This is a genomic window from Spirochaetota bacterium, from assembly GCA_038043445.1.
Classification (GTDB): Bacteria; Spirochaetota; Brachyspiria; order Brachyspirales; family JACRPF01; genus JBBTBY01.
Map to the genome: position 1 here is coordinate 14905 of JBBTBY010000031.1, position 23613 is coordinate 38517.

Consider the following 23613-nt stretch of genomic DNA (forward strand, 5'->3'; position numbering starts at 1 on the left):
GCTCAGCGGCGATCTGCCGTTTCAATGACCACGCGAAGCTTCGGATGTTTCCCGAGCATCTCGCGCTCGATACGCGTGCGGATCTCATCGGCACGTTCGGGAATAGTGGACCTGTCCAGCGTCAGTGCGCAATGGAAGACACCGCTTTCGGCATCGCCTTCGATGCGTACGCGCGTCACTGCGGACACCTCGCTCATATGCCGCGTAACACGCTCCACATCCTCCCTGAGGTGAGCGACATCGCCCGCCGCGGTCGACACCGGGCGCGGACGGATTATCGCCCTGACCGACAGCTTTTTCTCAAGCAGCGACTCTGCCGCATCGCACGTGCTCGTCGCCGCCGTGAACGACATGGAGTCGTCGATATCGGCATCGAAGGAAACGATACTCTTCTTCCCGTACGTATGCACGGCTATCGAATGTATGCCGAGAATGCCCGGGACGCCCTGGGCGGCGCTGCGTATCGCATCGAGGAACGCACCATCCGGCGATTCGCCGCGCATGGAGAATATCGATTCCTTGGCGATGTCAAAACCGTTATAGATGATCACACCCGAGAGTATGAGCCCCATGACGCCGTCGATGATCGACTGTACGCCGAAAAGCCGAAGGAGAAAGCCCACGAGCACGATGGCGGTTATCACCGTATCACGGCGCGCGTTGAGCGTGGCCGTCCGGGCGCTCTGCGTACCGAGCACCGAGCCCAATGATGCCGCGAAGAACGAAAGCCAGAGATTGACGCAGACGACCGCGGCGATGACCGCAATGGCGACGATGTTCGCCGCTACCGGCTGCGGCGTCAGTATGCGTTCGAGCGACGCCTTGCCGAATTCGACCCCGGTGATGATAAGGACGAACGCGATGCTGAAGAGCACTACACGCCGCACTCGTTCGGTCTTGAACGTCTCATGGGCACCGACGAGCCGCGTATGCGGGGAAAAGAACTGTACGGACGGCGGCACCACGGACGCCCAGGCGTGCACCCCATCGGCGACGAGCGCAGCCGAATTCGCAACGATACCCGTAACGAAACGGATCACCCCGAGCATGATGCCGAAGCCGATGAGCGACACATGATGCACATAGAGATACCGCAGGCGTACATCGGCATCGCCTGTTCGTGTATATCCCGGTATGAGCCGCTTAAGGATGAACCGAATCATCTTTCTTCGCCTTTCGGTCGCTCGGGTCATAGAGCGTCATGCGGTTGCGGTCCTTGACCTTCACGTCGTCGCCGCCCATCTTGTTGATCGTGGTGCGCAGCTTTTCGATGAGTTCATCAAGATAAAGGCGGAAGAACACGTCCGCATATACCGAACTGCGATCAAGAGCTATCGTCATGATATTGGTGCGGTCGTCGAACATATCGACGAACACGAAATATTTCTTTGCATCGGCATCCTTGTCGTTGAAGTACTTCGAATGCTCCTCTTCCATGACCGACGTGTTGAAGATGAAGCCGAGAAGGAGGTACAGGAGATGCGGCGGCGTACGGTTCTGCATGTATTCATCTTCCGAACGCTTTACCATCACATGATTGAAATTGTTCTCGGAGAGTATCGACTGCTCGGTTATCGTCTTGTCATAGGAAAAATTCGGCCGCTGAATACCGCCGATGGTGACCGTCGAGAGCAGATTGGAGAAACAGTGATTGGTGACGTGATCGACGAATTTCCCGGAATTGATGCTGCCGCCCATGATGAAACGGAACACGTTCGAAAGATCGAGCCGCGAGCGCTTGAAATACATGTCGGATACGGCCTGGGCGAAGAGCGCATTGAGGATGTTCTTGTAATTCGCGAACGCCGCCTTGTACGCTTCCTTCTCCACCGGCGTAAGGATGCCCTTTTTCGCTCCCTGTATCATCTGGGGAAAATTCTTCAGCCCCTGCGAGTTCTGCGGGTTGTTCTTGAGCAGGTTCTCGACTATCTGCATGCGGTTCGTATAGATGTCGTGCTGATATGTTTCGGTTTTTGTCATACGGGCCTCGCTTGGTTCCCCAAGCGCTCCCTGTAGTATAATCACAATGGGAAAAAATGCAATAATCTGTACTTTCCGGACTTTTCCGGTATAATACCGTCACATCCATCAAGGACGGCACATGAAGTTCAACGGCATCATGATCGACTGCGCGCGCATCATCGAACGGCACGAGTACTACTACCGGCTCGTGGATTTCATGGCATCGTGGGGGATGAACACGCTCCTCTTCCATTTCACCGACGACACCGGCTGCTCGATCGCGCTGCCCGGCTTCGAACACATCGCGGCAAAGAACGCGTTCACCGCGCTCGAGATGAAAAAGCTCATCGCCCATGCGAAAAAGAACGGCATCGATATCATCCCCGAGCTCGAGACGTTCGGCCACACGCGGTATCTCACCGACACGAAGAAGTATGCGCATCTGTACGCGGGCAAAAGAACGAAGGAACTGACGTTCAATGCCATCGATCCCGTCTCCGCGGAAAGCCGCGATATCATGAAGAAGCTTATCCGTGCAGTGAAGAAAGTTTTTTCGAGCGAGTACATCCATATCGGCTGCGATGAAGTGAACCTCGCCGAATACTGTAAGAAGAATAAAAGTGATGAGGCCGATGTATGGACATCGTATGTCAACGCCGTCATCGGCATGGTGAAGGACGCGGACAGGACACCGATGATGTGGGCCGATCACCCGACAAAAAGCGCCGCTATCGCCGCAAAGCTCAGGAAGGACGTCATACTCATCGATTGGCGCTACCATCGCACAGTGAAGGACGATGTCTACGCCGGACTTTCCAGGGCCGGCTTCAGGAAGATCGTCGTCGCACCGTCCATCGCCTGCTGGGAATACCGCTTTCTCCCGGCAGCTATCGCGCTTGAGAACACCGAAAAAATGATCGGCTTCAACGCAAAGCACAAAGGCATGGGCGTGCTCACGACGATATGGTGCCCGTTCCGCTATCTGCAGGATGCGCTCTGGTACGGCATAGCGTTCAGCGCATTTGCGGTGCGGTCGCGGGGGAAAGTGAGCCGCGCGAAGTTCAACGAAGCGTTCGCGGAGAACGTGTTCAGCTCGGACTGCAAAGGTCCTATCGCCTCGATACTTTCCCATTATCCGATGCTGACGATAGACCATCGTGCCGCGCGTGCGATAACCGGAAAAAAACCGGACGCATCCGTCATAGCCGAAATGAAGACCGTCCACACCCTCGCCAAAGAAGTGCTCGATCTTTCCACCTGGTACCGGCCGCAGAAGAACGAACGCATCTATGAAGCGATGCTCCTCGCAGCGACATGCGCCTATCTCGTGAGCGGACACACCGTTTTTCAGGGCGCGACCGATACCGTCGAACGCAGCGCTTATAACGAACTCCTGCGCTCGACGATGAAGGACCTTTCTCTGGACTGGGACAATACCCGCTTCGCCGACGATCCGCAGAAACGCAAGCCGAAATTCCCGGGGCATGAGGATCAATTCGTCCTCACGCTCATCGAAGCGCTTTCCGCCGGGACGGGAAAATAGCATGCCGCTCAATATCGTTGCCGACGAGAATATCCCCTTCGCCGGGGAGGCGTTCTCGTCCATCGGCACCGTGACGCTTGCGAAAGGAAGGGCTGTCACACGCGATATGCTCCTGCATGCGGATGCACTCGCGGTCCGTTCGGTCACGAAAGTGAACGAAGCGCTCCTTGCCGGCACGGCCGTGAAATATGTCACCACCGCGACGATAGGCTACGATCATATCGACCGCGGCTACCTTGACCGCGCCGGTATCGGTTTTGCCTCAGCCCCGGGGAGCAACGCGAATTCCGTGAGTGAATACATCACGAGCGCCATACTCGCCGTAGGTGCGCTGAGCGGCATTTCGTGGCGCGGCAGGAGCATCGGCATCATCGGCGTCGGGAATGTCGGGAGCATCGTGGCGAAAAAAGCGTCGGCGCTTGGGCTCATACCCGTATTGAACGACCCCCCGCTCGCGGAAAGTACCGGCGACGCGAAATACCGCCCCATCGATGAAGCGCTCGAGTGCGATATCATCACGATACATACGCCCCTTGAGAAGGGCGGTGCGCATCCCACGTACCGGCTTGCGAACGCATCGTTCTTTCAGCGCATGAAGCGATGCACGCTCTTCATCAATTCATCGCGCGGGAAAGTGACGGAACAGGCCGCGCTCAGGAACGCGATCAAGAGCGGTCACGTCCGTCATGCGGTGCTCGACGTGTTCGATACCGAACCGAATATAACCCCCGCCGATGTCGAGGGCATCACCTATAGTACGCCGCATATCGCCGGCTATTCGTATGACGGGAAAGTGAACGGCACCGCGATGAACTATGCCTCCATCTGCGCTCATTTCGGCATCGCCCCGTCATGGGACTTCCGCGCGTCTCTGCCGAGAACGGACACGCCGTCGGTGACCGTCGATCCGTCACTCGATGCGGAGCGTACGCTCTGGGAGGCGGTACGCGCGCTTTACGATATCCGTGCCGACGACAAGGCGCTGCGCGGCGTACTTACTTCGGAAAGCGATGTCGCCAAGGGGTTCGACCGCCTCAGGAAAGAGTACCGCGTGCGGCGCGAATTCATGCACACACGTGTCACCGCGAACACGGATGCACACGCATCGCTCAGGACGCTCGGATTCATAGTCTAAGGGGGAACAGTATGGATGTTTTCACGAAAGATGAGGCCATGCTCGCTGTCGTCTGGTATATCGCGCATATGAACGGGGTGACGGATAAAGAGAAGAACATCATCGCGACCGCGCTCATACCCATGGAGAAAATATCGGGCGCTGCAGAGGAAAAAGCACGGGCAAAATGGGATTTCCTCGCCGGCAGGGACCCGCGTATCATTGACGATCTCGCCGTCCTTGCGGCACGGCATCTTTCCATCGAAGAGCGCGTGCGCATACTCGCCTGGGGACTTATTGTCGCGGGGGGAAGCAAGGAAACGGAAGGCGCGGAAAAGCTCGAGGTCGATATCATCATCGATCTTGCGCTTCGCTTCCGCGTGGAAACGAGCGACATCATCCTGAAAGCACGGGCGATAGCGATGCAGATGCGAAAGGAATTGAAAGGGTGAACGCTACTCCCTGAGGAAGGAGCCGATCACCTTCACCTCGGAAAAATCCTCGTTCTCGGAATGCGCAAGGAAATCGACGAAGAGATCGAAAAGTATGGGGTCTATCTTCTGTTCGCGCTCGACGAAGTCCCGCTTGATCAGCTCAAGCGCCTCATAGGGTGAATAGGCGCGGCTCCGATAACGGCGCGCGGGGTCGGTGAGCGCGTCGAACACGTCGAGCACCTCGAGCGCTTTCACCGGGAAATAACCGATAGCGTTGAAATTCTCCACGGAATCGCAGTGATAGGACACCGCGAACTGATGCTTCTGGCTCATATCCTCGAATTCGCTGCGCACTTCGTAGGCATCGTGCAGCACGCCGTAGCCGGAAGAATGACCGGAATATTCATGATGGAGCGCCGCCATGAGCGCCACTTCCTTGGGATAGGTCGCGGTGCGCACGATAAGATTATATCCATTGTACACATGCCGTTTGATACGGGCGTAATCGCGGCTTTCCTCTCCCTCGAAATAATCGAGGTTCTCTATCTTCCCGATGTCATGCAGGAGCGCGCCGACGGCGAGCGTAAGAAAATCGCGCCCGTCGACGCGCGACATGCCGCGTTCGAAGACCTGCTCGAGCGAGCGCACCTCCTCACGATTCGTAAGAAGACGCCGGTAGTAGGGCTGATAATAGTTCTGGAAACGGAGCCGCAGCTTGGTGACAAGCCCCTTGTTCATGCACTCGTTGTAATAGAACAGGAATTGGATGAAATTGATGAACACCCTGTCCGTATGGTAGATCGTATTCCCCTCGGCGTAGGGCTTGAACCTGAGGAACACCTGCCGCATCTCCTCGTTCTGGCCGACCACCTGCGTAATGGAATTGACGAGCGAGCGGGTAAGCTTGGCGATGCCGCGCATCTCGCGGCGTACCGCTTCATCGTTCTTATCGTTCAAACCGAGCTGCGACATCGATTCGATGAGCGACGTCTTCGATATGAGCTGCGCATCCGTGCTCGCGGTGAGCACTTCCCCCGCATCGCGCTCGGTCACCGCTTCCGCCGGCTTTGCTGCTATCTCAGAAAGCCGTTCAGCGCTTTCGGCGAGCATATCCTCGCGCTCATCATTATCCGCCTTGACGATCTGTTCTGTCCGGCTCGTGAGCTCAATGTCCGCAGCAGTATCCGGTACGGTCTCGCGCACGACCTCGGAGGGCGGAACGCTGAAGCGTTCTGTGCGGAACGTCCGTATCGCATCGCGCCAGTCGCCGCGCGTAAAGAGCGTAAGCGACGCCACATATTTCCTGTTCTTTCCGAGCAGAAGGTCCAGATTGACGATGGGCACCTCGGCGAGCGATCCGTCCTTCTTGCGTCGGAACACCGGAATGGAGCAGGCGAGAAGTTCCGAGTGATGGGCGATCACCTCATCGAGCGAAATGGTATCGTACTCGCGCTCGTTCACCTTCTCCTCGCCGTTCATGTGCGCACGTACCGCCTATTCGCCGTCATTCGCTTGTTCAAAAAGCTCAAGCCGCATCGCTTTCTCGCCGCCCTTGCCCGACTTGAGCATCTTTACCTGACGCTCATACCCGGCAAGCTGTTCGGAGCAGACCTTGGCAAGTTTTGTTCCCTTCTCAAAAAGGGTGAACGACTTATCGAGGTCGGGCTCTTCATTCTCGAGCTTGGCGACAATGCCCTCAAGCTCCTTGAACGCCTCCTCGAATTTTATCCGCTTCTCGGCCATATCAGTTCGCCTGTATGCCGGCACCGCCGCGGCGCATATGCGCATCGATGTTCGCCTTCATCTGCGAAGCGAAATTGATAAGACCGCGTATCGTCTGATCGTTCTGGAAGGGCATCGCCGCTGCGAGGAATTCGTTGTACCAGCGGTATGACCCGGCTACATCCTGCTTCATATCGCTCACGCGGGCGAGCATGAATTTGCTTATCACGCCGTTGATACCCGGGTCCTTCAGGTAACGGCGGAATATCACCTCCGCCATGTCGAACCGGCGCTCGTTCATGTAGATATTGCCGAGCTGCATCTCCACCTGCCCGTACATGTTCGCATCGAGCTTACCCGACGCGAGCGCTCTCTGCGACGCCCATACCGCATTGCCCAGGTCGATGCGCTGCAGATAGATGCCGATGAGCCTCAGATACGCATTCACATCGCCGTTCTTTTCGGCCTGATTCCGTATCTCGGCAAGCTGTGCCGACGGCAGTTCGATGCATGAATTCACCTTCGTGATCGCATAGCGCACGCGCTGATAGTCCATGTTCTGCTCGAGCGCAGCCGCATTCCCGGCCGAATTGCGCTTGATGCGTTTTTCCGCGCGCTGATAATGATCCTTCGCCTTCTTGAGGAGCTCCACCTCTTTCGCACCCGGATACGTGCTCTCCTGCTCGTATATGGAACCGAGGTTCATCGCCGCCTGATAGAGCCCGGGGTCGACAGCGAGCGCCTCTTCGTACATCTTCTTCGCCTCGGGAAGTCTCCCGCGGTTGGCATACTTCACCGCAAAGGTGAAATACGAGCTCACCATACCCTTGCCGTATACTTTGCCCTTTTCATAGAGCGACTCGCGATATTTCTCCTGCGCTGCTATCTCTTCATTGTATTTTGCGACAGCGGCGGCATTGCCGCGTTCACGCTCCGTGCGTATACGAAGCTCGTTGATGCGGCGGTCGCAGACATCGATTCGCTGCGAGACATAGTTGATGAGTATCTCGCGCGTGAGGTAGTCCCAGTTCACTTTCTCGTTATCGGAACCGCGGTCGAGCACCTTGTTCGTGCCGATGCCGGTGCCGAGATAGCGGTCCCAATACGACTCTTCGTTCAGAAGCCCGGAAAGGGGCTGTTTGTACATCTTGCGGAACTGTACCGCGCCGCCGAGGTCGGCGATGCATCCTTCGTTCACGAGCATGGCGATATCGCGGGCGATCTTCGCACCGTCATAACTTCGTTTCAATATGTCCGAGGCGTCCTTCTGGTATTCGGCGATGCTCATCGTGCCGACCACCGCGAGCTTGTCGACGAGATAGTAGCGTATCGGCTGGACCTTGAAGACGATACCGTACTGCCTGAAGTAGTAGTCGCCGAGGCGCTCAAGCCCGGGGCGCTGCCAGAGCATATAGTACGGACGGCCCGTCTCGATGAACTGCCGGTCGACGGTATCCTGTATGTTCTGCAGCCATGTCGGATACACCTTCATTAAATTGCCGTAGATGCGCTCGAACACATTGCCCTTCTGGTCATAGACCTTGATATCGGGACGGCGGCGTTCCACCATGGTGAAATACGCGAGGCCGAACACCTGATTATCGCCGCCCTCGGTGGCGATAATGGCATTGGGCTCGAGCGACATCATGATGTTCTGGATATAATCACTGTCAGCCCAGCAGTTATGATTGTTGTTCAGATTGAAGTTGATCCCCCCGGCGACACCGAGAAAGAGCACGATGGAACCGGTTGCGATGCGCTGCGGCATCGATATCCGCGCATGCCATGGCAGCACATGCTCTTCGGCCGGCTGGGCGATGTCCGCCGATGACTCCGGCGCAAGGAACCTCTTTATCCCCTTGTTCGCGAACTCGATCACGAACTGCATGCCGAACGCCACCCAGATGATGAAATAGAGCACCGCGGGCAGGAAGAACACCTGGAAGAAGAATTCCGTGCGGCTGTCCGCGGGCGGATTGATGTATATCGTGAGCGGTATGACGAACGATATGAACCCGAAAAGCGTGTACGAGAAGAACATCTTGTTGCGCTTGTAGAGCATCGCGATCCCCGGGATGACGAGGAGATACGCGATCCACGTGAGCTGCATGGTGAAGATGTTGAACAGCATCTTCAGCTGCCCCGGATGAACGATAAGGAGCGGCGAATTCCCCCACGGAGAAATATCCGCCCCCATGCGGCCGTACTGTTTGCGGTGTATCATGTTGAAGAGATAGGAGAAATTCTCCCAACCCGACGCTTCATTGAGCTGGCCCCAGTTGAGCGGCGGCTCGCCGCGTGCGCGTATCGGCATGTAGAGATAGAAGAACGCACCGAGCATGAACAGGAACAGCATCTGATAGTACTGCACGGTTATATCGCTGATGAAATCGAATTCCATACCGGCGACGCGTTTTTTCAGGAAGAACTTATAGACCGCGTACCAGATCAATGCGATGAATATCGGCCAGAAGACGATGAATATACCTTTATAGAGGTTCGGATAGTTCGGGTCGGACAGGAGCCCGCGCTTATTGCCGTCATAGAGATAGGATTTATCCCCGAGTGTCGCCATGATATCACTGATGATGCCGGGATTGGCGAAGGGATGGAATATCACCTGCGGGAAGCTTGCAAGCGCGGTATAGATATCCTGCGGGTTCTGCATCGGCGCGAAAAAGAGGTTCGATTCGAACGACATGATGAAGCGCAGATACCCGAAGCCCGCGATGAGGAGCGCGAAGAAGAAGATACCGATGGAGATGAGCGGAATGACGACGGACTTGAGCTCGCGCACGAAACGCATATTCGCGGTAAAAAGGACGACAGCGATGAACAGCAGCGGGGCGAACCCGAACGGGAGTATGATGTTGTGGTTCCCGAACGCAACGCCGAACTGGAATGCGAACGCCATGAGATAGCGCCCGCCGAAATACGGCGTAAGCGTATCGCGATGATTGAACACATCCTCATACCAGGATATGAAGATGAGCGTAAGTACCGCCACCTGGATGATGTTGAGCGTATACACTTCCGACTGCATCGACTGCGACCAGAGATTATACGTGAGCGTAAAAGCGATGGCGCCGAGCAGCGCCGGCACATGTACGCGGACGTTGAACCCTTTTGACACGCGGTTCTGACCGAGAAGCTTTACCAGGATGAAATACATGATGAACACGGTGACGACCGACATGAACATGGAGAAGAAATTCGTACGCCAGGCGACGTTCCCGAACGGAAGATACGTGAATATCTTCGCAAGACAGGTGAAGAGCGGATACCCCGGCGCATGGCCGATACCGAGGAAGTACGATGCCGTCGAAAGCTCGCCGCTGTCGCCCGCAGGGAGCGACGGTGTCAGAGTATAGATATAGAGCACGAGACAGATGAACGCTGCCGCCCCGGCGAGTATCCAGTCGAGGGGGGTGATGGCATGCGGGATTATCTTCTTCGATGGATCGAAAATATCGACCGCTGCCGCCGCTTTCGCGGGCCGCGTTTCGAAGCCGGCAATGGCCTTGCGGACCAGTTCCACATCCCTGCCGAGTTTCGCCGCTATCTCTTCCGGCGTCCTGTCCTTACGGTTGTCCTTGATATATGCAGTTTCAACCGGCGTAAGCTTGTCGTCCATCGATAGTCCTTTCAATGCGTATTTGATGCGCTGGCCATTATATCCGCGGGGCTGAAAAAAGACAAGGTAAACCCGCGGCGCAATTCAGAACATGAAATTACAATAAATACGCGGGTTAATACCCAGAAAATTGTAGAAGCCGGTATGATCGATATCGTCTAGCGATACCGATATCCGAACCGATCATTGATATTGATACTTGACTTGAGCGCCTTGCGTCGTTTCTTAAGCAGGACAGCCGCATGCGGCATAGCTGCTTTTTTCTGATGCCTGGACACATCGCCGGCGCCGGGCACTTCCGCTTTCCCCGTTCGGTCGTCTTTTTTCATGCTATCCATGCCTGCCACACGTCTTCCTGGTGCCCGCTCGTGATCGCCTTGCCGCTGCGCACTACGGGCGTCCGCAGAACATCCTGATGCGTGAGGAGCATTTCCCGTTTGTCGGCACGATACCGAACCGATGCATATGCCTTCGCATCCGTATCGATGAGCGCATCCTCCCCGACCGCTCGGATGAACGCATCCAGCTCTCCGCCCGACACCGGCTTCTCCGCAATGTTCACGAAATGAACCGGTATGCGCCGTTCCTTGAAGAATCGCAGCGCCTTCTGCGTATCCCGGCATTTTTTTGTTCCGAATATCTGAATGTTCATCCAGTCTCGCTCGCTATTCCCTGTCATGGATGCCGACCCTGCACCAGTATATTCCCAACGATGACTACCGTCAAGCACTGATCGCGCATTACCGGCTCAGCAAATCGATGTCCCGCCAGGTCCCCATAGCTTGCAGCCGATTCGTACAACACACGAACCGCTTCGTGCATTTTCCTGCGTTCATACTTTGATTATTGTTTCAGCAACGTTTAAACGCGGAGGATGCCATGCGCGCAGCACTGTTAACGAACAAAGGATTCACCGTCAGGGATACGGGTATACCCGAGCCGGGCCAGGGAGAGATACGCGTACGTTCTGTCTCCAACGGGATATGCGAAGGCGATGTTTTTCGGTACACCAGCGTAAAGAGCGGCAATGAGAACCCCGAAAATGGCATACTCCTCGGCCATGAAGGCTCAGGTATCGTAGATGCTGTCGGCAGGAATGTCGAGGGCATATCGCCTGGCATGCGCATTACCGCGCTCGGGGGCGGATACGCTGATTACTTCATTGCTGAAGCATCGGGTATAGTTCCCGTGCCGGATACCTTGCCGGTTGAGAACGCACTTGGAGAGCCCATCGCCTGTTGTGTCCACGCCGCCGAACGCTTCGGTGTCCGTGTCGGCGACCGCGTTGCGGTCATCGGTGCCGGCTTCATGGGCCTCATGTGCATGCAATTAACGAAGCTCATGGGCGCGGCGCATACCGCCGTCTTCGACATCATCCCCTGGCGGCTTACCGCAGCGAAAGAGCTCGGGGCCGATGTCGTGTACGACGCGGCACATTACAAGCCGTCATCCGAATTCAATTCGAACATCGTCGCGAAAGATCTCGGTGAATTCGATGTGGTGATAGAAGCGACCGGGGTGGAGAACGCGGTCACCCTTGCCACCGATCTCGTAAAACAGCACGGGACGCTCGTGCTCGTCGGCTATCATCAGTCGAATGACGGCATGCGTTCGGTGAACATGAAGACATGGAATTTCAAGGCGATAACGATCGTCAATGGGCACGTACGCCGCCGCGAAGAGAAGCATCAGGCGATGGCTCGTTCGATGGCGCTCCTCGCATCAAAGCGCATCACGTACGGACCGCTCATCACGAATTATCGCTTTGAGGACATCGGTGCGGCGTTCAACGATCTAACGTCGCGCAAAGAGGGACTGTTCAAGGCGAACCTCGTCTACTCCCGTAATTGACAATTTCGGCGATATTGTTAGAGTATCATAACGGACGGCGTCCGCCCGGCGCAAGTCGGAACATCGATTATGGAGGAACCCATGAAAAAACTTTTTCTGATCATTTCAGCAGCGCTCATCACCGGCCTTTTCGTACAAGCCGCCGATGTAAAAGCGGCGAAGACCGATGTGAAAGGGACGGTACAGAACTATGCGTCCACGCAGGCGAAGGTCGGCGATACGGTGATATGCCCTGTCATGAAAGAAGGCTTCAAGGTGACGGACAAATCCCTGTCGGTATCGGTCAAGGGCAAGAAGTACTTTATCTGCTGCGCGAAATGCGAGGGTGAGCTCAAGAAGAACCCGGACAAGTATCTCACCCCGGCAAAGGATGACAAGAAATCAGCCGTGAAGAAAGACGAGCACCCGAAGGGCGAACATCCGAAGAATGAGCACCCGAGCGAGCACCCGAAATAGGCCGCATCATTTGAACGCATCGACAGCCCGGATACTCGGCTATGCCATTCTCGCAGTATCCGTCCTCGCGGCCGGTGGATGCCGGCGCGAGGGGGCGGATGTGTCGAAGCGATCGACGATCGTCACTCGCGACATCAGCGCCGGAATAGAAAAGCATATCGCCGACAAGACACGCTTAGGCGGCGGGTATTTCCCCCTCGACTTCGGCACGAATCACATGCGGCTGAAGCTCGTGCGCGTACACACCGAATACCTTGCGAATCTCGGGCCGCGAAGACATTTTGCCTGTGTCGATCTCGTGGACACGAAGGGCGATGTGTACGACGTCGACTTCTTCCTCTCCGGCGGTCGCGGGAACATGGTCGTGACCGAAACGACGGTGCACAAGATGAACGGCCAGCCCTATTACGCATGGAAGCAGAAACCGGACGGCGGTTGGGGCCGCGTACCGCCCGACAAAGCATCACAGGAACTCCTCGGCGTCAAGCGCGGCAGCGACAGATTCGAATTCATCTATCGGGCGGAACTTCCCGAGATAACGCACGATACGCGCGTATGGCTGCCGATCGCCGTTTCGGACAGGTTCCAGACCGTGGAGGTCCTGTCTATTCACGTTCCCGGGGTTCGAACGATGATCGAAAAAAGCGGCACGGGAAAGATATTATTCCTTGCGATACCACGCGGCGAAACCAATCGAATCATCGAGATACGATACCACGTTCTGCGCGCTGAAAAATCCGCTTATGCTGACGCAACGGATATCGCTCAGTACCTCAAGCCGGACCGCCTCGTGCCCATCACCGGTGAATTCAAACGAACAGCGAAGGAAGTGCTCGCGGGAAAGAACGGCGACCTTGTACGCGCACGCGCATTGTATGACCATGTCATTGAGCGGATGCGGTATATGAAATACGGCACCGGATGGGGCAAGGGCGACGCCGTGTACGCCTGCGATGTTCGCACCGGCAACTGCACGGACTTTCATGCCTATTTCATCGCGCTCTCGCGGGCGGCAGGAATACCGGCACGATTCGCCATCGGCGCAGCTATACCATCGGAGCGAAATGACGGCGGTATCGACGGGTATCACTGCTGGGCCGAATTCCATGCCGAGGGCAAATGGTGGCCGGTGGACATCAGCGAAGCGGACAAGTATTCGAGCCTTGCCACCTATTATTTCGGCCATCACCCGGCGAATCGCTTCGAACTGAGCCGCGGACGCGACATCATCGTATCGCCGCTCCCGGCATCGGGGCCGATCAACTTCCTCGCCTACCCCATCGTCGAGATGAACGGAACAGTACGGCCGAGGGTCGAATTTTCTTTCATCAGAAAAAGATGATGATCGCTACAGGAACGGCATTCGGGCATTCGCAGAACTTAATTTACGCATAAAAAAAACTAATATGTTCCTGGACGAGAGCAGGAGTATTGCTTATACTATCGCGAAACGATCCAATGAGAGCCCAATGAGATTTTCACTGTGTGTATCGATCATAGCTGCGGCACTATCACTCCCGGGAGCACCAATGGAACACGATGCATCGCTTTACGGCAAACCGCTTTCAGGGGTACAGAGAACGGAGATAGGCCCCTGTATCGATGCCACCATAGACAGATCGCTGCTCTATGTCATCGGATCGGGTTCGCTTTTCATTGCCTCGCTTAAGGACCCCTCGTCGCCGGACGTACTCGGCCGCGTCGACAACCTCGGCAATGTCCGTCAGATTGAGATCGCCGGGGATCATGCCTATATCACCGCGCGTGAGGACGGGTTCTATATCATCAATATTCGCGACCCGCAAAAACCGTCCGTCGTCTACCATTACGATACGCTGGAAAAGGCGACCGGCCTCGCCGTGTCATACCCCCTCGCGGCGGTGGCCTGCCGCTTCCACGGCGTCGAGCTCATCGATATATCGGACCCGCGGGCGCCGGAATATATCTCCACCGCGGTGCCGACAAAGGAGCTGCAGTCCGTCGATATTCACAACGGGTATCTCTATGCGGGCGCCTGGGCCGACCGCGAACTTGTCGTCGTCGATATATCCGATCCGCTCAATCCCTATCTGACGAATCTCTCTCCGCTCGATGGATACGGCGACGGCGTTCGCGTGAGGGGGGGGCTCTGCTTCGCAGCGACGGGGCATCACGCACCTGCTTTCACAAAAGTCCATTATCAGGCGCCGGCGCCGGGAGAAAAGGCTGCCGGTTTCGGCGAAGGTCACGGCATCGAGCTATTCGACCTGTCACGCCCGGCACAGCCGAAATTCCTCTCTCGTATAAAAATGCCCTCCTTCTACAACGGTTACCCCGACATGTGGGGCGTCGAGGTTTCCGGCGATCACGCCGTTGTTTCCGATGTATATAATGGATTGTTCATCATCGATATCCAGAACACGAAAGAGCCGCGCAGTGTCGGCCATTTCATACCGCCGCCGAAAAAGGACGGAAAACCGGATGCCATCGCCGCCGCCGCCATCGGGGACGGATACATCTATGCCGCAGGATATTTTTCCGGGCTCCATGTCGTCGAGGCAAAAGCGTTCGCGCGGACGCAGAAAAAAGAGAATGGCACGCCGCCCAAGGTGACCCGTGCGAAAAAAGCGGAGATCGTGAAGGACAAGGAATGGACGGTGTACAATGCCGGCGGACAGGTGCACGCGGTATCGGCCATCGATGAGAACACGGTCGCACTGGCAGCGGGGAATGCCGGTGTTCATATCCTGAGCATATCGCCTGAAATAAAACGCCTGTCCGTCATCCCTTCGGAGGACATCGCGTTCGATGTTGCTGTCCGCGGCGACAAGCTCTTCATGGCCGAAGGCAGACGCGGGCTTTCCATCTGGGATTACCGCGGGGGAAAAGCGAGTCTCATCGGCAGGTATGTTAAGGAAAAAAGCACTATCAATCAGGTCGTCGTCCCTCCCGACGGAAATTTCGCCCTCGTGCAGAACGCCCCGTTCTTCGTTGAAGTGATAGACTTTTCAGATCCCGCTGCTCCAACCTGCATCATATCGGATAAGGGCCCCGGGATATTTTACGGCAAATTCATCACGGCACAACTTGTCGGCGGGCGATACGCATCGGTGTACTGGCATATGGGCGGCCCCGTATGGTATGACATGCTCTCGCCGGGGAAGCCTGCGATCGCAAGCGATATGCCGTCAAGCGCGAACAATATCATCAGCGGCATGGCCTCGTACGGCGACAAACTGCTTGTGCTCCACAACAACGGATATTCGTTCCTGAACCCGTGCGCCGTCGAAACGCTCAAGGACAAGCCGGTGCGCTCATTAGCGAACAAAGAGCCGATGAACGGGTCCCTGTCGATATACGGTTCGGTGATGTTCATCGTGAATGGCGCGTACAAGGTCGTCAAGGCCGTCGATATAGCCGACATCGAACACCCGAAGGTGATAGAAAAGATATTCACGCCCGGCAATCCGGGTATAGTCTCAGCCGCGGGCACCCGTGTGCTCATTCCCGATGGTCATGGCGGGCTTCGCATCGCCGATAAAAAAGCATGGTTCACATCAAGATCGTCCGACGCGCTCGCGGTGAACGAAATACCGCTGGAACGCGGGGCAAAGTCCGGGGCGTTCTCATCATCGATTGGCCGATGCTCGGACCGTTTCAGTTTCGACTCAGTGCCGTCATCACTGGAAGGAAAGACCTTCGTCAGCGTTCAGCGCGGTGATAAGACGGCGAGCGGTGCCGGCTATTCGTTCATGGCGAACAAGGATACTACGGTATATATCTTTGTAATGGACGCATCTTCGTATGTACCTGCCGGCTGGATAAAGACCGATATGCGCGCACAATGGAATTTCCAGAACACATTGAAATTCACGGACACCATCTACCGTAAGGAATTCCCTGCCGGGCTCATCACCATCCCTGCGCATGATGGAAGATCGGGGGACGGCTACGCCGTACCGCATCTGTGCGTGATCGAAGCACGGAAGCACATAGAATGAACTCAACACGATCAATTATCATTTATTGATGAGGGGTCAGCATGACAGGAATACGCGTCCTTATTGCATTCGCGGTCTTTCTGCCGCTCGCGGCGCAGACAAAGATCGCCGAGTGGAACTGCACCGCAGGCATACCGGAGAACATGAGCAGCTACATCAACACCCCCGGCGGGGCAGCAGCGATCATCACGCACGATGCATCGGCTGATACCCCGACAGGACGGGGTGCGCTAAAGATAACCATCACGAAAGGATCTCTGAGCGAGTCGGACTCCGACGTTCAGCTGTCATTCGTACACAAGGATGGCCTCGTCAAAGGCAAAAAGTATCGTGTAGCAGTGACCCTGCGAGCACAACGCTCGCTCGCACTGCCGGTGCGTTTGTCGGTGATACAGAACACCTCCCCCTGGGCGGCGGTCAACGCCCCTTTCGAAAGCTATGCGCCCAACGGCCGTTACTCCCTGCCCAAGCGGGAATGGGAAACGATTTCGCTCCGCTTCACCGCGGCGGGAGACTGCGCCCGTGAAGTGCGCGCCCCTTGTGTGTTCCTCGGGATGCTCGATACGGGCAGCATCATCTGGATAGAAAGCGTCCTTCTCGAATCCATGGATTGAGGATACACCATGAACTATGTAATGAAAATCGCCCTCATCTCGCTTTTATCGGCTGCACTCTTCGCCGAGGATATTCTTCCGCTCAGTGTGCGGGTCGGCGAAACGACTGTCATCAAACGAGCAGATCCCGCACTGCTTGGCTTCGGCACCTCATTGATCGGCGGTTGGTTCCTGCTCACGCCGGGCACGACCGAGATACGGACGAAAGTGTATGCTGCACTCAAGGACTTTCCGACACCGCTTATCCGACTCGAGGGAACCATGTCGCAGGTGTGGAACTGGAAAAAAGCTGTCGGCCCGCTCGAGAGCCGCCCGGAACACCGCATCGAGCCGTGGGAAAGACCCGGCACCAAGCGCGCATTCGGACCCGTCGAATGGGTCACCTTCGCCAAACGCCTGAACCCCGGAGTAAAACTCGTTTGGGACATCAACATGCGGGAAAGCGCCGAGGATGCGGCAGATCTTGCAGAGTTCCTCTGCGGCGACGGACAGTCGAACCCCAACGGCGGCGTGAACTGGGCGCAGAAGCGTATCGAATGCGGCCTCGCCGAGCCCGTCGAGATATTCGTCTGGGAACTCGGCAATGAACTCGATGGAAGCGAGTTCTGGAAGGAATTCGACACGATCAGGAAATACACTGACAAATGCAAGGCGGTCATACATGCGATCAAGGGCGTCCTGCCCAACGCGCGCTTCGCCCCTTTTGCGGCGACGCTCAATCAGGGCTTTGATTTTTACAAACGCGTGTATGGAGGGACATGGGAAATTTGGCACCGCACCGTGCTGAGAGACCTTGTTGCCGAGATGGATTCGATCGACTACGTCATGCTTCATCCGTATTTCGGCGGCGTCGGAACATTGTACCAGAAGACCTGGGATATGGATATCATACCCGCTATCGCCGCAGATATTCGTGAGATCACCGGCAGCGACCGGATCAAGATATTCCTCTCCGAGTATGCATTCTGGCCGCCGTATGAGGACCCTGCCGAAAAGTGGGATGCTTTTTTCTACAAGTCGCATGCGCTCGTCGGTTGCCTGCAGAATGCTGAATGGCTTAATCGCATGCTTGCGCGTAAAGAGGTTTCCATCGCGGCGCTCCATAATCTCGGCGGCACGTTCACCTCGCCGTGGGGGATCATCTATCCCGACCGCAGGGATTACGGGAGTGACCCTGAGTACTATCTCACCGGCATCGCCCCCATGATGCGAATGTTCAACAGCATGCTCGCGAACAACGGCAACAGTGTCCGCGTGGAACTTGAAGGCGAGCAGACGGATAAAACAAGCAGGCGATGCCTTGTCACCGCAGCAGCCGTTGCGCTGGATGAAAGCATTTTCCTTTCACTTGTCAATCGAGATCCCGATGTCGCCCGCAACGTAGCATTTTCAGCAGAGAAAACCTACGCATTGTCAAGCGAAACCATCCTTACTGCGGATGATATCGATGCGTATAATACGATGACGAATCGGCCGTTGAAATCGGTGATACACAGAGCAAACGATATCAAACCGTTCTCAAATTATCTGCTGGGCGCGCGATCGTTCGTCGTACTGCATCTCGTCAAAAAGTAAGTTCTGGCGGCGCACACAGCGCATCGATTCACAATAGCCTCACGCCCGTTTTTGTGCAAATTCCACCCCCGTTTCGTCCATTGCGGCATACAACGTCACTGTATATACTATCGTAAGCGAATAGTATGACTTCCGTTCCGAGGAGCGCTGCATGAGATATTTCATCGCCTGTATCCTGTTCACGGCGTCCGCGTTCGCGCAGGCAGTGCTCCCGTCGGAAACACGCCTCGATATTGACGGAGTGGATACCGGCGTCGAAATGAAAGCGGCTTCGCTCATAGGCGAAGGAAAGCTCCTCCCCTCCTATCGAAAAGCGGGTTTCGGCTACAGCTGCTATCTCCCCCTGCCCCCCAATACATGGAAACAGGTCGGCATCAAATTCACCCCCGTCACCGACGGCAAGGTAACGCTCATCCTGATGAGCAAATTCATGGCGGTCGATAAGACGAACGCGGTCATCATCAGTTTCTGGGACGGCATCGAAGCGGAAGGTACCGATATCGTCAATCCCGATTTCGAGGACGCCGATGGGAATTCGCCGCGCGGGTGGACACTCTCATCGGCAAAGGACACGAAGCTCGAGGCATCCCTCACCGACGAGAAACGTTATGTGCGCTCCGGGCAGCACAGCATTCGTGTATGGCATGATTCAAAATTCATGCAGGTGATAACGGTGAAAGCCGGCGTACCGGTGACGATCAGGGGATGGGCATTCGTCCTTGACAAGGCAAAGCCCACCGCCGCGACCGTTGATATTTCTTCCGCAGCGAACATGGCGCTCACCGATCAGAACGACGGGGATCAGAAAGGCGGATGGACCGACCAGGGGCGCGCGAACGATCTTTCGGCGCTCCCCACCGGCGACCGCGTATTCGCCAACGTACCGTTCCTTATCTCTAAAAACGCAAAAGCATGCATTGTGCTGAAAGCGCCGAAGCGGCCGTATTTCCCCGCACAGGCGACCGTGAGCATTCCCTCCGGCGGCAATCCCGGTTATCTCTATCTTCTGCATGCAACGGCATTCACGCCGAAACTCGATATCGAGATCGGACGCATCGTACCGATATATAAAAGCGGAGAAGGCAAACCGATATCCGTCATGCGAGGACGCGATGTTGCCGATTGGTGGGGGGCGAACCGTATTCCGAACGGCCAAGTCGGGTTCACCACGGAGAACGGAAGCGCCTATGTCGGTCTCTATGTATCAAAATTCGAGCTTAAGGGGCCGGGCGGAGACCTTACCGCTCTGCGCTTCGAAAGCGCCGATCAGGCAGTATGGGGCATTGCCGGCGTTACGCTATCTCAGGACGAAATACCGATACCGCAGAAACCCATCTATACGGCAAGCGCGTCAAAAGAATGGGTTCCGATGAAGATGGAAAAAACGATAGTCGACGGCAGCGCGCTCGATCTCTCCTCGCTCATCGAAAAGCCGGCGGGCAAACACGGCTTTCTTACCGTGAACGACGGGCGGTACTATTTCGAGAAGAACCCATCCGTTCCCGCACGCATCACCGGGGCATGCATCGCCACGTTCAATACGAATTTCCTCGGCGGCATGACGCATGATGAGATCGCCGCCATGGCGAGGAATTTCTCAAAGATGGGATATAACTGCGCACGCTTCCAGTATTTCGATTCACTCTTCTACCGAACACGCGATGACCCCTCTACGTACGATGCCGTGCAGATGGATGCGATAGATCTTTTCCTCTCCGAGCTCAAAAAGAACGGCGTCTACACCACCATCGACCTTGTCTGGTCACGCGGGCCGAGAAAGCTCATCGAGAAATATTTTCCCGGTGTTATCGCGACCGGCGTTCACTGGCGGGACTGCTACTTTCCCGGCTTTTACCTCATCCCCGAATTCCGCGAGGAGCTGAAGGCATACGCCAAGGACATTCTCTCGCACAAGAACCGATATACCGGCCTCGCATGGAAGGACGACCCCGGTCTGCTCTTCATCAATACGATCAATGAGGATCCGCTCGGCGATTTTTACGGCAAGGTCAGCGAAGTGTTCGTCATGTACACAAAAGCGTTTAACGACTACTGCGCGAAAAAATACCGCACCACCGCGGAAGTCCGCGCGGCATGGGGCGACCTCACGAGCGGGGAATCGCTCGAACAGAGGACGCTCGTTCTCCCTCGCTATCTCGCCGCAGATAAACGATGCGCGGATGCTTGTCGATTCCTCGTTGAAACGCAGGCAAGCGGCCACGCAGAAATGACCGCCTATCTCAGAAGCATCGGTTTCCGCCAGCCCGCCGCCGACTGCAACATGGTCAGCTCGCGCTATACCGCGCTCCTCAGGCGCAGCTTCGAGGTGGTCGATATGCATGCCTACTGGGACCATCCGAAATTCGTCCAGAAACTCTGGTCCCTCCCCTACGGCTTTCACGACCAGTCCGCGATAAAGCGCCTGCGGTTCAATTATCTGAACGGATCGCACTCCATGAACTGCTTCGGCGCATATTTTGCGACGACACGGCATCTGGGCAAACCGTACTTCATCACCGAATACAATTTCGTTTTCCCCAACCGCCACCGCTCCGAGGCCGGTCTCTATCACGGTGCGCTCGCCGCCCTTCAGGGATGGGACGGGATATGGCTTATGGGGTATGCGGCGAACAAAGAGGATGTTCTTTCCGATGTACCGAGCAAGGGTTTCATGAGCGCAAGCGAACCGGTGCTGCAGGCTACCGAACGACAGATGAAATTCCTCTATCTCCGGGGCGATATGAAGGAATCGCAGAGCGTGGTCCATTTGTACGGGAAACCGGATGATATCGCGGAAAACTGGTATCTCGGCGGTGAGAGCGCAGCACTCTCCTTCATGACCAAGGTCGGGCTTACCATAGAGAACACGCCTCCCGCGGGTGCTGTCCTCCCTGTCTCGACGAACCTGTCGGGAAGCGCCTTCCTTCCGTTCGCAAAGTCCGCCGATACCGAAGACACGGCGGCATGGCTCGATTCCCTCAAAGGCTCGGTCATACCCGCCGGCAATAAGAGCGACCTGAGAACAGGCCTCATCGAGACATCGACACGCGAAGCGCGCTTCAACTTCAATGAAGGCACCATAGCGGTGAACACATCCGGCACCAGGGGTTGGGTGATAAAGACGAACGGCACATATACCGTCCCCGGCATACGCGCCGATGTGGACGCGAAGGAATGCTCGCTCACGTTCTCATCGCTCGACGGGAAACCGCTCGATGAAAGCAGACGCATACTCATCATGTTCCCGACGGATGCGCTCAACAAGAACATGAAATTCGAATCCGATGAACGCACAACGCTTATCACCTGGGGCGAAACTCCGATGCTCATACGCGTCGGCAAAGCGTCAGTCATTCTCAGGAATTCGAATGCGCTCAAGCTGTATGCGCTAGCAACGAGCGGACGCCGCATCGAGGAGGTGCCGATACGCGCCTCGAATGGTGAATGTACGTTCGTGCTCGCGCACACCTCGAAGGACGGCGGTGTATTCAATTGGGAACTGTCTGCAGAATAGCTCCGGCCACGGAACACTGCTTGACGCCGTATCGCCGCATGGTACAATCGGTCAATGAGATACATGGCACGGTTCATTGCCGCTCTTGCGGTGCTCACGCTCATTGCAGCATCGCCCGATTCGCAGACGTCGGCTACCAAGCGGGATGGCGGCGGCACACCGAGCAGGATCGAACCATCCGGACCGCTGGTGATGAGCGTGACATTCGACGCCGTCAAGCCGCATAAAGGCGTGTACCTCTGGGTGACACTCGACGGAAAATATGTGGCAACGATACAGCAGTACGGCGGACGTCGTAAGAACGGGTCACGCTACGGACAGGACCGCCCGAACGCATGGGCGAAATCTGCCGGGTCGCTCGATGCTCTCGACGGCATAAGCGGCGCCACCCCGCATGAGACGACGTTCAGCACAGCATGGAATTGCTGCGACAAGGACGGCAAGAAGATATCCCCGGGCACCTACGTCGTCTGGATGGAGTTCACCTTGCATTCGACGAATAAAGGCCCGAACCCGCTGTATTCAAATGAGATAGTGATCGGCGATATCGCTTCCGAAACGGCGATAACACCCGGCGCACACGTCGTGGACGGAAAGATCGTCTTCAATCCCGCCGTCGAATAAGGTTCGTCCGCGTATACACCGTGACGGCATTGCTCGTCTCGGTGAATATCCACGCCGAACGATAATTGAAGTCACGCGCGAAGAAATTCGTCCCCTCGATGACGGCAATGGTACTGAGCGCGTCCACTGCGGTCGCGTCATTTCCGATAATGGTGGCCGCTATCGCCGCGCGTGAAGGATACCCCGTCGCCGCATCCATGATATGATGATAGCGGTCATTCCCGACAAAAAAGCAGTTCTCATAATCGCCGCTCGTCGATATCGTTTCATTGCTGAGCGACACGGTCACATACACACCGTCCGTACGCGGGTTCTGAATGCCGACCGTCCAGTATCTGCCCCGGGGATTTCGCCCTCGAGCGATGATATTGCCGCCAAAATTGATGAGGTAGTGATGTATCTTCAGCCGCGCCGCATGCGATGCAAAAATCGAGAGCGCATATCCCTTGCCGTACGATCCAAGGTCGAACATCACCGGCCGGGCGACGAGGAGCGTTTTCCCCTGCAGCCGCACCATGCGTGAGCCCACGGAACGAAGCGTGTTCTGTATCTCATACGGGGACGGCACGCGTTTTTTATCCGTACCGAAA

19 protein-coding genes are annotated in these 23613 nt (G+C 56.2%); 11 read left to right on the forward strand and 8 right to left on the reverse strand.

The window, feature by feature from the left end; translation table 11 throughout:
- Nucleotides 1-2: 2 nt before the first annotated feature.
- On the reverse strand, nt 3-1163 hold the full coding sequence (locus tag AABZ39_05195) for a cation diffusion facilitator family transporter (GenBank protein ID MEK6794150.1): 1161 nt from the start codon (nt 1161-1163) through the stop codon (nt 3-5).
- Complete coding sequence (locus tag AABZ39_05200) at nt 1144-1980, reverse strand: hypothetical protein (protein MEK6794151.1); 837 nt, start codon at nt 1978-1980, stop codon at nt 1144-1146. Before AABZ39_05200 ends, AABZ39_05195 begins: the two co-directional genes overlap by 20 nt.
- Before the next feature lie 121 nt (nt 1981-2101).
- On the opposite strand from AABZ39_05200, the gene AABZ39_05205 reads away from it, so the two are divergent.
- The 3 genes from AABZ39_05205 to AABZ39_05215 are packed head-to-tail and all read left to right on the forward strand — an operon-like array spanning nt 2102 to nt 5071.
- A complete protein-coding gene (locus AABZ39_05205; protein ID MEK6794152.1) occupies nt 2102-3505 on the forward strand; it encodes a family 20 glycosylhydrolase in 1404 nt (467 codons plus the stop codon).
- A gap of 1 nt (nt 3506) precedes the next feature.
- Nucleotides 3507-4640, forward strand: a complete 1134-nt coding sequence (locus tag AABZ39_05210; protein ID MEK6794153.1) for a 4-phosphoerythronate dehydrogenase — start codon at nt 3507-3509, stop codon at nt 4638-4640.
- An 11-nt stretch (nt 4641-4651) separates the two neighbouring features.
- Nucleotides 4652-5071 (forward strand): hypothetical protein, encoded by a 420-nt coding sequence (locus tag AABZ39_05215; protein MEK6794154.1) that lies wholly within the window; start codon nt 4652-4654, stop codon nt 5069-5071.
- Between the two features lie 3 nt (nt 5072-5074).
- On the opposite strand, the gene AABZ39_05220 is transcribed toward AABZ39_05215, so the two are convergent.
- The 5 genes from AABZ39_05220 to AABZ39_05240 form a co-directional block, all read right to left on the reverse strand.
- Complete coding sequence (locus AABZ39_05220) at nt 5075-6532, reverse strand: HDIG domain-containing metalloprotein (GenBank protein ID MEK6794155.1); 1458 nt, start codon at nt 6530-6532, stop codon at nt 5075-5077.
- Between the two features lie 15 nt (nt 6533-6547).
- Nucleotides 6548-6796 carry an exodeoxyribonuclease VII small subunit gene (gene xseB / locus AABZ39_05225; protein MEK6794156.1) on the reverse strand — a complete coding sequence of 83 codons (249 nt, stop codon included), beginning with the start codon at nt 6794-6796 and terminating at the stop codon, nt 6548-6550.
- Between the two features lies 1 nt (nt 6797).
- Nucleotides 6798-10409, reverse strand: a complete 3612-nt coding sequence (locus AABZ39_05230) for a DUF2723 domain-containing protein (protein MEK6794157.1) — start codon at nt 10407-10409, stop codon at nt 6798-6800.
- A 158-nt stretch (nt 10410-10567) separates the two neighbouring features.
- Nucleotides 10568-10738 carry a hypothetical protein gene (locus AABZ39_05235; protein MEK6794158.1) on the reverse strand — a complete coding sequence of 57 codons (171 nt, stop codon included), beginning with the start codon at nt 10736-10738 and terminating at the stop codon, nt 10568-10570.
- Nucleotides 10735-11061: an ArsC family transcriptional regulator gene (locus AABZ39_05240; protein MEK6794159.1), complete on the reverse strand. Its 327-nt coding sequence runs from the start codon at nt 11059-11061 to the stop codon at nt 10735-10737. The genes AABZ39_05235 and AABZ39_05240 overlap by 4 nt, the downstream gene beginning before the upstream one ends.
- 227 nt (nt 11062-11288) lie before the next feature.
- Here AABZ39_05240 and AABZ39_05245 point away from each other — a divergent pair, with 227 nt between their 5' ends.
- The 8 genes from AABZ39_05245 (at nt 11289) to AABZ39_05280 (ending at nt 23023) form a co-directional block, all read left to right on the forward strand.
- On the forward strand, nt 11289-12260 hold the full coding sequence (locus AABZ39_05245) for a zinc-binding dehydrogenase (GenBank protein ID MEK6794160.1): 972 nt from the start codon (nt 11289-11291) through the stop codon (nt 12258-12260).
- Between the two features lie 81 nt (nt 12261-12341).
- Nucleotides 12342-12716 carry a TRASH domain-containing protein gene (locus tag AABZ39_05250; protein MEK6794161.1) on the forward strand — a complete coding sequence of 125 codons (375 nt, stop codon included), beginning with the start codon at nt 12342-12344 and terminating at the stop codon, nt 12714-12716.
- Nucleotides 12717-12726: 10 nt separating this feature from the next.
- Nucleotides 12727-14058, forward strand: a complete 1332-nt coding sequence (locus tag AABZ39_05255; protein ID MEK6794162.1) for a transglutaminase-like domain-containing protein — start codon at nt 12727-12729, stop codon at nt 14056-14058.
- A 187-nt stretch (nt 14059-14245) separates the two neighbouring features.
- Complete coding sequence (locus AABZ39_05260; protein ID MEK6794163.1) at nt 14246-16696, forward strand: hypothetical protein; 2451 nt, start codon at nt 14246-14248, stop codon at nt 16694-16696.
- A 41-nt stretch (nt 16697-16737) separates the two neighbouring features.
- Nucleotides 16738-17310: a hypothetical protein gene (locus tag AABZ39_05265; GenBank protein ID MEK6794164.1), complete on the forward strand. Its 573-nt coding sequence runs from the start codon at nt 16738-16740 to the stop codon at nt 17308-17310.
- Between the two features lie 9 nt (nt 17311-17319).
- Nucleotides 17320-18885 (forward strand): hypothetical protein, encoded by a 1566-nt coding sequence (locus AABZ39_05270; GenBank protein MEK6794165.1) that lies wholly within the window; start codon nt 17320-17322, stop codon nt 18883-18885.
- Between the two features lie 151 nt (nt 18886-19036).
- Nucleotides 19037-22399, forward strand: a complete 3363-nt coding sequence (locus AABZ39_05275) for a hypothetical protein (GenBank protein MEK6794166.1) — start codon at nt 19037-19039, stop codon at nt 22397-22399.
- 63 nt (nt 22400-22462) lie between these two features.
- Complete coding sequence (locus tag AABZ39_05280; GenBank protein ID MEK6794167.1) at nt 22463-23023, forward strand: DUF2271 domain-containing protein; 561 nt, start codon at nt 22463-22465, stop codon at nt 23021-23023.
- On the opposite strand, the gene AABZ39_05285 is transcribed toward AABZ39_05280, so the two are convergent.
- Nucleotides 23004-23613: FAD:protein FMN transferase (locus AABZ39_05285; GenBank protein MEK6794168.1), on the reverse strand; the 610-nt coding region annotated here is incomplete at its 5' end. The genes AABZ39_05280 and AABZ39_05285 overlap by 20 nt on opposite strands.